The sequence below is a fragment of the Pantoea sp. BAV 3049 genome (assembly GCF_009765445.1).
Classification (GTDB): Bacteria; Pseudomonadota; Gammaproteobacteria; order Enterobacterales; family Enterobacteriaceae; genus Erwinia.
The window spans coordinates 1,085,734-1,100,567 of record NZ_WHOY01000031.1 but is presented as its reverse complement, the minus strand read 5'-3'; the positions used below and the strand labels follow the sequence as shown (position 1 = coordinate 1,100,567).

Annotated in this window: 14 protein-coding genes; 11 read left to right on the top strand and 3 right to left on the bottom strand. The window is 55.0% G+C overall.

What is annotated here, in order from left to right; all coding sequences use genetic code 11:
- The first annotated feature begins 30 nt into the window (after positions 1-30).
- The 6 genes from GSQ70_RS05955 to ubiA all read left to right on the top strand — a co-directional run bounded on the left by GSQ70_RS05955 (position 31) and on the right by ubiA (position 5,673).
- Positions 31-678: a YjbF family lipoprotein gene (locus GSQ70_RS05955; RefSeq protein ID WP_158781695.1), complete on the top strand. Its 648-nt coding sequence runs from the start codon at positions 31-33 to the stop codon at positions 676-678.
- Positions 675-1,430 carry a capsule biosynthesis GfcC D2 domain-containing protein gene (locus tag GSQ70_RS05950; protein WP_158781694.1) on the top strand — a complete coding sequence of 252 codons (756 nt, stop codon included), beginning with the start codon at positions 675-677 and terminating at the stop codon, positions 1,428-1,430. Before GSQ70_RS05955 ends, GSQ70_RS05950 begins: the two co-directional genes overlap by 4 nt.
- Positions 1,430-3,526, top strand: a complete 2,097-nt coding sequence (locus GSQ70_RS05945) for a YjbH domain-containing protein (RefSeq protein WP_158781693.1) — start codon at positions 1,430-1,432, stop codon at positions 3,524-3,526. The genes GSQ70_RS05950 and GSQ70_RS05945 overlap by 1 nt, the downstream gene beginning before the upstream one ends.
- Before the next feature lie 186 nt (positions 3,527-3,712).
- A complete protein-coding gene (psiE, locus tag GSQ70_RS05940; protein WP_158781692.1) occupies positions 3,713-4,111 on the top strand; it encodes a phosphate-starvation-inducible protein PsiE in 399 nt (132 codons plus the stop codon).
- A 150-nt stretch (positions 4,112-4,261) separates the two neighbouring features.
- Positions 4,262-4,786, top strand: a complete 525-nt coding sequence (gene ubiC / locus GSQ70_RS05935) for a chorismate lyase (protein ID WP_158781691.1) — start codon at positions 4,262-4,264, stop codon at positions 4,784-4,786.
- A 2-nt stretch (positions 4,787-4,788) separates the two neighbouring features.
- On the top strand, positions 4,789-5,673 hold the full coding sequence (ubiA, locus tag GSQ70_RS05930) for a 4-hydroxybenzoate octaprenyltransferase (protein ID WP_158781690.1): 885 nt from the start codon (positions 4,789-4,791) through the stop codon (positions 5,671-5,673).
- A 61-nt stretch (positions 5,674-5,734) separates the two neighbouring features.
- On the opposite strand, the gene plsB is transcribed toward ubiA, so the two are convergent.
- Positions 5,735-8,158: a glycerol-3-phosphate 1-O-acyltransferase PlsB gene (gene plsB, locus GSQ70_RS05925; protein ID WP_158785238.1), complete on the bottom strand. Its 2,424-nt coding sequence runs from the start codon at positions 8,156-8,158 to the stop codon at positions 5,735-5,737.
- A 128-nt stretch (positions 8,159-8,286) separates the two neighbouring features.
- Here plsB and GSQ70_RS05920 point away from each other — a divergent pair, with 128 nt between their 5' ends.
- From GSQ70_RS05920 to GSQ70_RS05905, 4 genes are all read left to right on the top strand, one after another.
- Positions 8,287-8,655: a diacylglycerol kinase gene (locus GSQ70_RS05920; RefSeq protein WP_158781689.1), complete on the top strand. Its 369-nt coding sequence runs from the start codon at positions 8,287-8,289 to the stop codon at positions 8,653-8,655.
- Positions 8,656-8,763: 108 nt separating this feature from the next.
- A complete protein-coding gene (gene lexA / locus GSQ70_RS05915) occupies positions 8,764-9,372 on the top strand; it encodes a transcriptional repressor LexA (protein WP_158781688.1) in 609 nt (202 codons plus the stop codon).
- A 12-nt stretch (positions 9,373-9,384) separates the two neighbouring features.
- Positions 9,385-10,707, top strand: a complete 1,323-nt coding sequence (gene dinF / locus GSQ70_RS05910) for an MATE family efflux transporter DinF (protein ID WP_158781687.1) — start codon at positions 9,385-9,387, stop codon at positions 10,705-10,707.
- 241 nt (positions 10,708-10,948) lie between these two features.
- Positions 10,949-11,158: a CsbD family protein gene (locus GSQ70_RS05905; RefSeq protein WP_158781686.1), complete on the top strand. Its 210-nt coding sequence runs from the start codon at positions 10,949-10,951 to the stop codon at positions 11,156-11,158.
- A gap of 134 nt (positions 11,159-11,292) precedes the next feature.
- On the opposite strand, the gene zur is transcribed toward GSQ70_RS05905, so the two are convergent.
- Positions 11,293-11,808, bottom strand: coding sequence for a zinc uptake transcriptional repressor Zur (gene zur / locus GSQ70_RS05900; protein WP_158781685.1), 516 nt, complete (start codon positions 11,806-11,808; stop codon positions 11,293-11,295).
- Between the two features lie 476 nt (positions 11,809-12,284).
- Between zur and GSQ70_RS05895 the strand changes: the two genes are divergently transcribed.
- Entirely contained in the window at positions 12,285-13,529 is a 1,245-nt protein-coding gene (locus GSQ70_RS05895; RefSeq protein WP_158781684.1) for a conjugal transfer protein TraF, read from the top strand.
- Between the two features lie 397 nt (positions 13,530-13,926).
- Here GSQ70_RS05895 and GSQ70_RS05890 read toward each other — a convergent pair whose 3' ends face one another.
- Entirely contained in the window at positions 13,927-14,823 is an 897-nt protein-coding gene (locus tag GSQ70_RS05890) for a LysR substrate-binding domain-containing protein (RefSeq protein ID WP_158781683.1), read from the bottom strand.
- Between the last annotated feature and the right edge of the window lie 11 nt (positions 14,824-14,834).

The following is a 14,834-nucleotide window of genomic DNA, read 5'->3' as shown; positions in this document are numbered from 1 at the left end:
TTGTCAGACTTTGTTCAGGGACTCACACAGGTGCGCTATATATCACTGCTGCTTCTATGCCTGCTGCTCCAGGCCTGTACACAAACACAAAAAGGGCTGACTGATTCGGTAAAACTCGCCCTGCTGGGGCCAGACGATGTTCAGGTCACCCCTGAACAGGTTGAAAGCCTGCCCTATGCCAGCATGTATCTGCGCGTGAATGACGGGCAGAGGATCTTCGTGGTGCTGGGTTTTGATGAAAACGGTCAGCAAAAGTGGATCACCCGCGACCGCTCGGTGGTGGTCACTCAGCATGGGCGGGTGGTGAAAACGCTTGGGCTGACTGACAATCTGGTGGATGTCACCAATCTGCAGCAGGATCCGCTGGCCGATGCATTGCACCTGACGGAAGGGGCCAGTTGGACGCGCACGCTGAGCTGGACCGAGGCCGGGAAGTTTCGCGCCGGTACGGCGGTTTCTCACTTCACGCGAGGGAACGATCAGGTGCTGGATCTGGCGGGCAATAAAGTTGCCTGCCGCGTCTGGCAGGAGCACGTAGAGCTGGCCGCAGACGGTAAATCCTGGACCAACATCTTCTGGGTCGACACCACCACTGGTCAGATCCGCCAGTCACGGCAGACGCTGGGCGGCGATTACTTCCCCATTGAAACCACCATCCTGAAGCCGGCGAAATCATGAAAAAAATAACCTCTCTCCTCGCAGGGATGGCTGCCTGCGTGTCGCTGAGCGTGTCTGCAGAAAGCCAGGTCACGGTCTTTTATCCGGGGCAGACGCAGACGGCAGTCGTCCGCCATGCGCAAAATCTGGCTCAACTGGTGACCAGCCCGGAGCTGAAGGGCAAAACCTGGTGGCCGGGTACGGTGATCGCCGAAAAAATGGCGACGGCGGTGGCGCTGCAACAGCAACAACAGCTGCTGGCACGGCTGAAGGCGTGGAGCAACGAGCTGCATGCGGATGATGATGCGGATAAAGCAGCGGTAGTGGATAACCTCCTGCAGCAGGTGGCCGCAGTGAAAGTGACCGGACGGCAGATCGTCAATCTCGATCCTGACTGGGTACGTGTGCGTGCGGCGGAAAACCGCCGTCTGGAAGGCGATTACAGTGTGTATACCCTGCGGGAGCCAACCAATGTGACCCTGGCGGGCCTGGTCAGCGGCAGCGGGAAAACGCCGTGGCTGCCCGGACGGACTGTTGTTGATTACCTCGGTGACCACGACCGTCTCGTCGGTGCGGAACGTAACTTTGCCACGGTGATTGCACCTTCGGGCGAGACAACGGAAGTGCCGATTGCTTACTGGAATCGCCGCCACGTTGAGCCAGAGACTGGCAGCATTATTTACGTTGGCTTCTCCTCCTGGTCGCTGCCTGGCCAGTATGCAGATCTTAACCAGCAGATTATCTCTGTTCTGACGCACCGGATCCCTGACTGATGAAAAAAACCTGTCTTCTCAGCCTGCTGGCAGTTTCCGTTGCCTGCGCCTGCCAGGCCCAGGCGGCCACCTGGCCCGATGCGCCAGGTCCTTCTCAGTCCGACTTCGGCGGTGTGGGCCTGCTGCAGGTGCCCACCGCGCGTATGGCAAAGGACGGCGAGTTCAGCCTGAATTATCGCTACAACGATCAGTATCGATTTTACTCCTCGTCGGTACAGCTGTTTCCCTGGCTCGAAGCGACGATCCGCTATACCGATGTGAAAACCCGTCGTTACAGTGCGGTAGAGAGTTTCAGTGGTAACCAGTCTTATAAAGACAAAGCCTTCGACCTGAAAGCGCGTTTGTGGCAGGAAGGCTACTGGCTGCCGGAATTCTCGGTTGGCGCCCGTGACCTTGGCGGTACGGGTCTTTTCGACAGTGAATATTTTGTGGCGACCAAAGCCTGGGGACCATTCGACTTTACGCTGGGACTGGGCTTCGGCTACCTCGGCAACAGCGGCACGGTGAAAAACCCATTCTGTGAAGCTGACAGCAGCTACTGCTACCGTTCAGACAACAATGGCACCGCGGGTTCAGTGAGCGGCAAGGACATGTTCAAAGGCCCCGCGGCCCTCTTTGGTGGTGTGGAATATCAGACGCCGTGGCAGCCGTTGCGCCTGAAGGTGGAGTACGAAGGCAACAATTATCAGGACGATTTCGCCGGGCGCCTGGAGCAGAAAAGCAAAGTTAACGTCGGGGCAATTTACCGTCTTACCGACTGGGCCGATGTTAACGTCAGTTATGAGCGTGGCAACACCTTTATGGCGGGCTTCACGCTGCGCACCAACTTTAACGATCTGCATTCAGCCTCCGTCGATGTGCCCAAACCGGCTTACAAGCCGCAGCCACAGGGCGAATTCCTTGATTCGACAGTGGCGGCAGACCAGCTGACCGATCTGAAATACAACGCCGGCCTGACGGGGCCGAACATGCAGGTGAAGGGCAATACCCTGTACGTGACCGGCCAGCAGTCCAAGTACCGCAATACCCAGGAAGGGATCGACCGCGCGAACGTGATCGTGATGAACAATCTGCCAGAGAATGTGGATACGGTGGACATCACTGAAACCCGCAACCGGATGCCGCAGGTGACCACCCGGACCAGCGTGGACAGCCTGCGTCAGCAGCTGGAAGGTTATCCACTGGGTCAGGAAAAAATGCTGGATCAGCAGCGCGTCAATCCGGTTGATCCGGGCCGTACTGAACAGGGTTACCATATCGATCCGGATGACTTTACCTACAATATTGCTCCGGTGCTGAACCAGTCTGTTGGCGGACCGGAAAGCTTCTACCTTTATCAGGTTGGGGTGATGGGCAGCGCCAGCTACTGGCTGACTAACCACCTGTTGCTTGATGGCAGCGTGTTTGGCAACCTGGCAAACAACTACGACAAGTTCAACTACAACGGCGCGCCTTCTGATTCCTCGTTACCGCGCGTACGCACCCATATTCGCGACTACGTTGAAAACAACGTCTATGTGAATAACCTGCAAGCCAACTACATGCACTACCTCGGAAATGGCTTCTATGGGCAGGTTTATGGCGGTTATCTGGAAACGATGTACGGCGGTGTGGGGGGCGAAGTGTTGTACCGTCCGCTCGACTCTGACTGGGCATTTGGCGTGGATGCCAACTACGTCAAGCAGCGTGACTGGGACAACATGATGCAGTTCACCGACTACAACGCAAAAGTCGGCAATCTGACCGCTTACTGGCGACCTTCGTTCTTCAACCATCAGGTGCTGGTGAAGGCGAGCGTCGGGCAGTATCTGGCCGAAGATAAAGGGGCGACGATTGACGTCTCTCGCCAGTTCGACAGCGGCGTGATCGTCGGGGCTTACGCCACCAAAACCAACGTATCAGCAGAAGAATACGGTGAGGGCGACTTCACTAAAGGCTTCTACATATCGATTCCGATGGATCTGTTCACCGCCACGCCAACCCGCGGCCGTGCGCAGGTTAACTGGACGCCGCTGACGCGAGATGGCGGTCAGATGCTGGGTCGTAAGTACCAGCTGTATGATATGACCAGCGATCGCGACGAAAACTTCCGTTAAGTGACAGTGGGTCAGATTCACCTGGCCCGCTCTATTCTGCAAAGTGAACATCTCAGGGGCGAATGGCTTCGCCCCCTCTCTGTCCGCCTGCCCCTGCGCAAAAACTTGTGAACTTCGTCACGCTGAAGCATATTGTGCATGTCGGGATTATCCTGACAGTTAACAGTGACTTCAGAGGATGTTTGCATGATTACCGCCACACGAATTGCCTGGGTTTTACAGATGGTGCTGAATATTGGCCTGATTATTCTGGCCGGTATTCTGGCGATTTTTTTGGGCAAGGAAACCTTCCACCTGGCCAACGTATTGTTGAACACCGGCGAGCAGACTTCCTCTTATCTGTTGATCGAGGGGATTGTTATCTACTTCCTCTATTTCGAGTTTATTGCCTTAATTGTCAAATACTTCCAGTCGGGATATCACTTCCCGCTGCGCTATTTTGTCTATATCGGTATCACGGCGATTATCCGTCTGATTATCGTCGACCATAAAAACCCGTTTGATACGCTGGCCTACTCGATCGCGATCCTGATCCTGGTGTTCACCCTGTGGCTGGCGAACAGCAACCGACTGAAAAGGGAATAAGCTGCAAATCCTGGAGGCCCGGCCGCCTGTAAAGCGTCTCGCGCTATTGACGGCCAATGCTCCCAGCACAGGCTGGGTATTAATACTCTGTGTTCTCAGGCAGGGTCTGCGTTACACTATCCCTCCAAAATTTTTTGCCCGGAGAGGCCAATGACCGATCACGCGCTGACACAGCTGCGCGCCCTCGAATGGCTACCCACTTCCTCATCTTTACTGACGGCCCCGCAGCTTGACTGGCTGATGGAAGAAGATTCCATGACCCGGCGCTTTGAGCGCCATTGTGGTCAGGTCACGGTTGAGGTGTTGCAGGAAGGATTTATCAACGCGGAACAGGTGGGGACTGAAGCGTCCTTATTACCGCAGGAGTCGCGCTACTGGCTGCGGGAAATCCTGCTGTGCGGCGACGGGGTTCCCTGGCTGGCTGGCCGCACCGTTGTGCCGGAGTCGACGCTGAACGGTCCGGAGCAAATGCTGCAGCGGTTGGGCACGCGCCCGCTGGGCCGTTACCTGTTTGCTTCTTCAACCCTGACGCGCGATTTTATCGAACCAGGGCTGGTGGACGGATTGTGGGGACGTCGCTCGCGTCTGCGTCTCTCCGGCAAACCATTATTACTGACCGAACTGTTTTTACCGCCCGCACCGCTCTACTGGTCGGTGCAGGCCGAAGGGAGTTAGCTGTGGAAAGAAGTTTGCCAATGAGTAAATTCCAGGCATACAGCCGCCTGATGCGTATCGACAAGCCGATTGGATCGCTGCTGCTGCTGTGGCCGACCCTGTGGGCTCTGTGGCTGGCCGGAATGCGTATTCCACCGCTGAACGTGCTGGCAGTCTTTATCATCGGCGTGTTCTTTATGCGTGCCGCAGGATGCGTGGTGAATGACTTCGCCGACCGCAAAATCGACGGCCACGTGAAGCGTACCCAGTCCCGTCCACTGCCCAGCGGCGCGGTGACCTCAAAAGAAGCTAAGGTGCTGTTTGCCGGGCTGGTGCTGGTCTCTTTCTGTCTGGTGCTGACCATGAATGCGATGACCATCTGGCTGTCGTTCGGCGGGTTGGCGCTGGCATGGGTTTATCCGTTTATGAAGCGCTACACCCATCTGCCCCAGGTGGTGCTGGGCGCGGCCTTTGGCTGGGCGATCCCGATGGGCTGGGCCGCGGTGAGTGAAACCGTACCGCTGGCTTGCTGGCTGTTGTTCCTGGCAAATATCTGCTGGACGGTGGCCTACGATACGCTGTATGCGATGGTGGATCGCGATGATGATCTGCGGATCGGAGTGAAGTCGACGGCGATCCTGTTCGGTCGCTTTGATAAGCTGATCGTCGGCCTGCTGCAGTTCGCCACGCTGGTGCTGATGGCGTTGATTGGCTGGATGATGCAGCTGGGCGGCGCGTTTTACTGGTCACTCCTGCTGGCCGCCACGCTGTTTGTGCATCAGCAGCGGCTGATTACCACCCGTGAGCGTGATGCGTGTTTCCAGGCCTTCCTGAACAATAACTATGTCGGCCTGGTCCTGTTTGTCGGTATTGCGCTCAGCTGCGCGCCACTGAACAGCTGGCTCTGATCGGCAGGCACAAAAAAAGGCCGGTGAGCAATCACCGGCCTTTTCATTTCAGAACCCCGCTTTACTCGTGCGCTACCGCACTTTCAATGGTCATCCTGACTTCCTGAGTAATCAAATCTGCCAGCATCTGGTAGACCTTGTGGGTCTGCTCAACCAGCGCATCGCCGGTATCGCTGATGTAGCCTTCGTCGCGCAGCGTCAGCACCAGCGTGGAGAATACCGCCTTGTCGAAGAACTCCGGCGCATTGATACCGTGCAACACTGACAGACGCTGGGCCATCGTCCGGCTCTCTTTCTCAAGCGTACCGCGGTTAATCGACGGATTAGCACTGAGGATTGAGAAGGTGATCGCATAACGCTGCAGCGTCTCACGCACGCCAGCAGCCAGTAGTTGCAGAGTATGGAAACGGGCAGGGCTGAGGCGTAACTTCTGCTCATCAGCGGTCAGCAGACCCTGACGGGCCATTTCGCTGACCAGCGCGTCCAGCACGGTCGGCAGGTTCTCTTTATCCCAGCGCAGGAACAGCTCGGTTTTCAGCATTGGATAGATCACGCTGACCTGGCGCAGCAGCTCGGCACGTGTCAGTTCCCGATGCTGCATCAGGATCACCGCAATCACCGACGGCATCACCAGCATATGGTGAATGTTGTTACGGTAATAGGTCATCAACACCGCCTGTTCACGCGGCAGAACGATGATTTCTCCGATATTATCCTGCTCAATCTCGAACTTGTTCATGCCCAGCGCATGATCCAACAGCGCTTCGGGTGTCATATCCGGCACGGTGGAGTCCGGCGAATATGGCACGTTGCGCATCAGCTGCGTGTAACATTCCAGCTGTTCGGTCAGCTGCTCACGGGTCAGTGAACGCTGACGTGAAGCCAGCAGGGCGGTTACGCACAGGTTCATGGCGTTAGCTGCACCGGCGTTGTTGATACGCACCATCACGCGCTGAGCAATATCGTTCACCGCAGGCGTCAGCCATGCCGGGCGCTGTGCCTCGATAGGATCGATAGAGTCACGCCATTCCGGCACGTGCTTGTTCAGATAGTTAACCAGCGGCAGCGGTTCACCAAAGTTAACGTAGCCCTGGCCCAGGTTACGCAGCTTGCGCAACCCGTTGACCATCTGCATAAAGCCTTCTTTCTCTTTGGTCGCACCGCGCAGCTCTTTGGCGTAAGTTCCCACCTCCATCACGTGCTCGTAACCGATATAGATCGGCACCAGCGTGATAGGGCGGTTGCCGCCACGCAGCATCGCCTGAATGGTCATTGACAGCGTGCCGGTTTTCGGATCCAGCAAACGACCGGTACGGGAGCGGCCACCTTCCACAAAGTATTCAACCGAATAGCCACGGGTAAACAACTCACCCAGGTATTCACGGAACACGGTGGAATAGAGCTTGTTGCCCTTAAAGGTACGACGGATAAAGAACGCGCCCAGGCGGCGGAAAATCGGGCCTGCTGGCCAGAAGTTCAGGTTGATACCGGCGGCGATATGCGGCGGCACCAGCCCCTGGTGATAAAGCACGTAGGAGAGCAGCAGATAGTCCATGTGGCTGCGATGGCAGGGCACGTAGACGATTTCATGGCCGTCCTGTGCCAGCTGACGCACGCGCTCGCCGCCATTAACATTAATCCCCTGATACAGCTTGCTCCACGTCCAGCCCATCACGCGGTCGGTCAGGCGGATCGCTTCATAGGAGAAGTCTGCGGCAATCTCTTCCATCAGTTCAACGGCGTTCTGCTGAGCTTTTTCATGGGAAATTTTCTTGCTGCGCGCCTCATCTTCTACCGCCTTGGCGATAGCTTTGGACTGCAGCAGCTTGTTGAACAGATCCTGACGCACCGGCAGACGAGGGCCAATTGCGGCCAGACGCTGGCGGGCAAAGTGCATTCTGGCCACTCTTGCCAGCTTCTGGGCAATGGTTTTGTCCGTACCGTGTTCAGTAGCCATGCGGCGCAGCGAAACCATCGGCGAAAAACGCACGAAGCTGTCGCGGCCCAGCCACAGTACGGCGAAGAACTTCTGCACACCGTTCAGCACCCGCAGATGAGGCTGATCGTCGCCCTGCACTTCACGGCCTGGGGCGCGGCCAAACATCACCGATACCGGCACCATTTGCACATCAAGCAGCGGGTTACTGCGGTGCAGATCCAGATACTCGTGAAACAGCTTTACTGATTCCACGTTCGGCATGAAATAGGGGAACACGCGGGGGCCATCATGGATAAATACATGACGTGGCAGTACGGTACCATCAATTTCCAGCGGATCGAGAGGATCGGGGAGATCCTGTTTGCGACACTGTTCACGCAGCGCCAGAAGATCGGCCTTTGAATCGTACGGCAGCACATACATAATAGGGCGCGATGTATCGAGCCCCAGCTCAGCGACCGGCTCGGCAGGAATCGCTTTACTTTTTACCAGGAGTTTAACCGGTAAATTCAATAAGTTATAATATAAATTACGCCAACCTGACATAGACAACATGAAGCCTCTTGTTAGCAAAGCGCGGCAAGCATACCAGAAAGCGCTTGCGAGATCTGTGGTGTTGCAAAATGTGCGCCACTCACACATTGACGTTAAAGATCACAAAGGGTTCCCTCATTATGGCAAATAACGTCACCGGATTGACCCGAATCATAAAAGCCGCAGGCTACTCATGGAAAGGCCTGCGTGCCGCCTGGCACAACGAAGCGGCCTTCCGCCAGGAAGCGATTGCGGTGATTGTCGCGATTGTGGTGGCCTGTTGGCTGGATGTGAATGCGATCACGCGCGTGCTGCTGATTGGCTCTGTGGTGCTGGTGATCATCATTGAGATCATCAACAGCGCGATTGAAGCGGTAGTCGATCGTATCGGCAGCGATTTTCATCCTTTATCTGGCCGGGCGAAGGATATGGGGTCCGCCGCCGTGCTGCTGGCTATTTTGCTGGCGCTATTTACCTGGATAACGCTCCTGTTTGCGCATCTGAGCTGAGGTTTGCTCAATCTGACGGGTTCAATGTTTTTTCTCCATGTTTAGGTTTTCATCGCGTAAATACCTGTATATACTCACAGTCGACTGTATAAACAACCAGGGGGCGGGATGAAAGCATTAACGGCAAGGCAGCAACAGGTTTATGAGCTGATACGCGACCATATTAACCAGACCGGCATGCCGCCAACGCGGGCGGAAATCGCTACGCAGCTTGGCTTCCGTTCCCCCAATGCGGCTGAAGAACACCTTAAAGCACTGGCGCGTAAAGGGGTAATTGAGATCGTTTCCGGCGCTTCACGCGGAATCCGTCTGATGATAGAAGAAGTGGAAGGCCTGCCGCTGATTGGCCGCGTCGCCGCCGGTGAGCCGCTGCTGGCCGAGCAGCATATCGAAGGCCACTATCAGGTTGACCCTGGCCTGTTTAAACCTGGTGCGGATTTCCTGCTGCGAGTCAGCGGCATGTCGATGAAAGATATCGGCATTATGGATGGTGACCTGCTGGCCGTGCATAAAACCCAGGACGTGCATAATGGCCAGGTTGTGGTGGCACGTATTGATGATGAAGTGACAGTAAAGCGCCTGAAGAAGCAGGGCAATGTGGTGCAGCTGCTGCCAGAAAACAGCGAATTCCAGCCGATTGTGGTCGATCTTCGTCAGCAGACGCTGTCAATTGAAGGACTGGCTGTGGGTGTGATCCGCAACGGTAACTGGTTGTAATCCCTATTTATCGTGCGATTTCTGACCTCTTCAGATAAACACCTCTGGCGGCTCGCGCTGCCAATGATCCTGTCGAACGTCAGCGTTCCGCTGTTGGGGCTGGTCGATACCGCCGTCATTGGTCATCTCGACAGCCCCAGCTATCTTGGCGGCGTGGCGGTGGGGACCACCGCCACCAGCTTTCTGTTTATGCTGCTGCTGTTTCTGCGCATGAGTACCACCGGGCTGACCGCACAGGCCTTTGGTGCAGGCGACAAACCTGCGCTGGCAAGGGCCCTGATGCAGCCCCTGCTGATTGCGCTGCTGGCCGGGCTGGCCTTTATCCTGCTGAAATCCCCTCTGAACCATCTTGCGCTGTCGATAGTCGGTGGCGACCCTGCGGTGTTACATCAGGCCGCGTTGTTTATGAATATTCGCTGGCTGAGTGCCCCGGCCACGCTGGCAAATCTGGTGTTGCTGGGCTGGCTGCTTGGCGTGCAGTACGCCCGGGCCCCGGTGATCCTGCTGGTGATCGGCAACCTGGTGAATATCATGCTGGACCTGTGGCTGGTGCTCGGTCTGAAGTGGGGCGTTGAAGGTGCCGCTGCGGCCACCGCCATTGCCGAATATGTCACGCTGATTATCGGGCTGTTAATGGTCTGGCGGGTGATGAAGCTGCGTGGCATTTCCCTGGCAATGCTGAAAACGGCGTGGCAGGGAAACATTGCCAGGCTGCTGCGTCTGAACCGCGATATTATGCTGCGCTCGCTGCTGCTGCAGTTGTGCTTTGTTTCGTTAACCATCTTTGGCGCACGCCTTGGCGCTGAGGTGGTGGCGGTGAATGCCATTCTGATGATGTTCCTGACCTTTACTGCCTATGCGCTGGATGGCTTTGCCTACGCAGTGGAAGCCTGCTCGGGTGAAGCATACGGAGCGCGGGATGGCAGCAAGCTACTGTCGATTTGGCGCGCAGCGTGCCGACAAGCCGGGGTGGTTGCGCTGCTGTTTTCGCTGTTCTATGCCTTTTCCGGGCCCCGTATTATTGAGTTACTCACCTCACTGCCTGAACTGCGGCAGCAGGCGGACGCTTACCTGTTCTGGCAGATAGTTCTGCCCGTCTGCGGCGTGTGGTGTTATCTGCTGGATGGGATGTTCATCGGCGCCACTCGTGCCAGCGAGATGCGCAACGGCATGGTGATTGCAGCACTGGGTTACGGGCTGACGCTGTTTACCGTGCCATTGCTGGGCAATCATGGCTTGTGGCTGGCTGTGACGGTGTTCCTGCTGTTGCGTGGCGTGACCCTCTGGTTTATCTGGCGACGCCACTGGCAGAACAACAGCTGGTTCGCTGACTGACATATTTAGTTACTTAAGTTTGCCGCTTCGTTAGTTCATGATCTCCCTGACTTTTCGCTATCTCTTATCTCTTTTCTACCCCTTTTTCGGGCCAGAAATTCGCCATGACAGGCAAAACCTCCATCATCTACTATAATTATCTGTAAGTTCAGCTGTTAAGTAGCGATTTATATTGCTGTTGTAGCTTTTGCTGAGACGATGCCACTAAAATTGTTAGCACCTAAGGTCTAGGAGTGACAAGATGAATAAAGACGAAGCCGGCGGTAACTGGAAGCAGTTAAAAGGTAAAGTGAAAGAAAAATGGGGCAAGCTGACCGATGACGATATGACCGTCGTTGAAGGCAAACGAGATCAGCTTGTTGGTAAAATTCAGGAACGTTATGGCTATGCGAAAGACCAGGCTGAGAAAGAAGTCAGCGACTGGGAAAGCCAAAATAACCACCGCTTCTGACCTGTTTTCTGATATGAAGTAAGTGTTTCAGGACGATGCTCCTACTCTGGCACATGGAAAGTGCCACTTACCTTTCCAATCCTTATTTCCCCCGAAAATTCCTCTCCAGGGTCAATCAGTCACTCTATTTATGTTTAACGCCCGCGCTTTTTCGTGTTGACGGTATGGTCATGCTGGCACGCATCCTGATGTGTACAGGCTTCCACTTCCACACACTCGCGACACAATCCATGCGCTTCGATAACGCTATTAGTCAGGGCAAAGCCTGAAGACAGGGCCAGCGATTTTAAGATTTTTTCAACACCATCAGCATGCTTTTCCGCCACGGCACCACAGCGATCGCAGATTAACATCGCCGATGTGTGCGAAGGCTCTTCGAAATGGTGGCAGACCACATAGCTGTTGGTTGACTCGACACGATGCACAAAACCCTGTTCGAGCAGGAAATCCAGCGCACGATAAATAGTTGGCGGTTTTGCCTGTGGCTCAGTGGTCCGCAACAGGTCAAGCAGGTCATAGGCGCTAATGGCACCATGGTGCTGGGTCATCAGACGCAGCACTTCCAGACGCTGCGGCGTAAGCCGGACATTGCGCTGCTGACAGAGCGCCTCAGCCTGCGACAGGATTTTTTCAGCACTGCTTACGTTCATAACTTTCCCCTGGGCCAGATCAGATTGTTATGTTATCACGCCCGCTGCAAAACGCCGAATCCCGCCCCATCGCGCCTTTTGACCAGATCTATCAAGCTTAACCGGCTGAATGCGCTCTGAAAATAACTGGTATTTGCGTTAAGCGTAAATTGTGAAGTGATATTAAACTTTTTTCACTCTGTTAGTTGTGCCATAAATTTTCAATAAAACTCTATTAATGTTAGTTGCAGCCTGAAATGTTACTGACTACCTTGATAAGGGGGTTTAAGACAGTTCTGTACAGAAAAAACTGAGATAACAGGCTTATACATTAGTCTGATAACAGATAAACAAATTAGCAATGAGCAGAAAAGCCCCTGCATTGTCCCTTAATTCACAGCAATGAATTGCCGTCTGTATGTTCATTATGCAGTCAGATGCATTGTGCACGCTTTTGATAAGCGCTTTCTCCTCTTTCTGGATGGGTTTAAGGTAAAATGGCATATAAATTCAGCAAGTTAAGCAGGTTTTCCCGGCCTGTATTGTTCCCCGCCTTATTTCTTGTTCCGCTCAGCGCGCTGGCCGCTGGCAATTATTATGATGCCCGCAATGACGCGATGGGTGGAACGGGCGTTGCCTCTTCAACCTACGGCACGGCGGTGCTGGCTAACCCGGCGCTGATGACGAAAGCTCAACCTGATGACGATGTCAGTATTATTTTGCCTGCAGTCGGGGTGCAGATGACGGATAAAAATAAACTGATTGATAAGGTCGATGATCTCACCGACAGCGTGGATCGCTATCAGGACATTGCCAACAGTTCATCATTTAACTTTGCTGATTATCCAAAAATTCAGGCTGCGGCGGGCGATCTGGCTGGTCAGTTGCGCAACATCAAAGGCAATCAGGCTTCCGGGACGGCGGGCGCAGCTTTTGCCGTCACGGTCCCGAACGCAGTTCTGCCCTTTGCCTTCGTGACTAAAGCCTATGGCACGGCGCACGTCACGGCGGACGTGACCCAGAGTGATATCGATTATCTGCAGGGCGTGGCGGATGGCACCAGGTTCCCTTTACCTGGCGACCAGAATAAGCTGACCTCAGCGGGACTGGGGCGGGGTGCTATTGTCTATGACTACGGTATCGCTATCGCGCATGAATTTAATATTGCCGGCCATCCCGTGTCCTTCGGCGTGACACCAAAGCTGCAGAAAGCCTACCTGTATAACTACAGCGCATCGGTTTATAACTACGACAAATCAGATTTCACTAAAGGGCGCTATAAAAACAGCGACAGCGGTTTCAACATCGATGCTGGTGCAGCCACCGATCTGGGTGATAACTGGACGTTGGGCTTAAGTGCACAGAACCTTATCTCCCGTGATATCGATACCAAAGAGATCAGCGGTTATAAAGATACCTACCAGATCAGCCCAATCGTTACGCCTGGCGTATCGTTCCACACTGAACGCTTTACTGCCGCGCTGGATGTGGACGTCACGCCAACCAAACGCTTTAAAACGCAGGGCGAAAGCCAGTATGCGGGCGTGGGTGCGGAATACCGTCTGTTGAGCTGGTTGCAGCTGCGTGCGGGTTACCGTGCGGACATGAAAAATACCGATACTAACGTGGCAACAGCCGGTTTTGGCCTGTCACCGTTTGGCAAAGTGCATCTGGATCTGGCCGGTATGAAGGGAGATGACAACACCTGGGGTGCCGTTGCCCAGCTGAACTTTACCTTCTGACGGTAGGCGGGCGGGAAGGTCGGACTGGTCCTGAAATGTTGGACATTCATCTGACATATCAGGATTGGTTCAGCTCCCCAGCCCGTAGTTATGCCGCACAGGTTCCAGTATCGACCGCCTGCTTTTGCTGCCGGGGCCGCAGCCACTTCAGCAGGCCAATTCCCCCTGCGACAGCCGCTCGCTTTTCTTTTTCTGCTTCAGCATCATTTTCTCACTGAGTTCGAACGTTCTTTCTGACCTGGGAAAGGGTGCTTAAGCAGGCGGGATGACACAATATAAACCCGCTGTGAGCCATCTCTCAACAGAGACAGGGCGAGGTGAATCTGGTCACATTTCCGACGTTCTCTTTTCAGGCATGGGCCTGAACCTGGGAAGGTAACCGTGATCTTCGTCACCGCTAATTCTGCCCTTTACCCAGTCCCAGTTCGGCCAGCAGCCAGCTTTTGAAAGTCTCAAACGCAGGGTGAGGGTGCTTATTACGGGGGTAAACCAGATAGTGCCCGATGTAGTGAATCTCCCGGGTACTGTCGACCAGCGGGCAGACCAGCGTGCCACGCTGCAGCTCGCGCTCAGCCAGCAGCTTGGATTCCAGTACCACACCCAGACCATCCACCGCTGCGGTAATCGCCATAAAGCTGCGATCGAAGCGCAGGCCATATTGTCGCGGCGGCAGCAAATCATTGGCTTCAAACCAGCCCTTCCACTGATACAGCTGTACGTCACACTGGATAAGCGTCTGATTATAAAGATCCTCCGGCACCCGGATCTGCTCTGCAATCTCCGGACTGCATAACGGCGTCAGCTCCTCCACCGCCAGCGGGATTTTTTCATAAGGAGAGGGGCGCGGCTCACCGTAAACAATATCCAGATCGAAATCATCCTGCTCAAAACGCGCGTATTCCGTGCTGGCCGACAGCCGTAAGTCAATGTGCGGGCAGGCTTTAACAAAGGCCGACAGGCGTGGCAGCAGCCACTGGTTGGCAAAGCTGGGCGCGGTGTGAAGGCGCAGCGGACGGGATTCTTCCGCACTGATTAATGAGAAGCCCAGCTGGATTTCGTCAAAAGCCCGCTGGATATGCTCCAGCAGTATCGCACCGTCATGGGTGAGCTGGATCTCGCGGGTGGTGCGCTGAAACAGCCGCAGCGACAGCGTCTCTTCCAGCTTGCGGATGGCGTGGCTGATGGCGCTGGGAGAGAGATCCAGTTCTTGTGCGGCGGCGGCAAAAGAACCGGTACGCCCGGCGGCTTCGAAGGCGCGTAAGAAGGGTAATGGGGCTTTGGATATCAGGTTCATTGGTGAATACC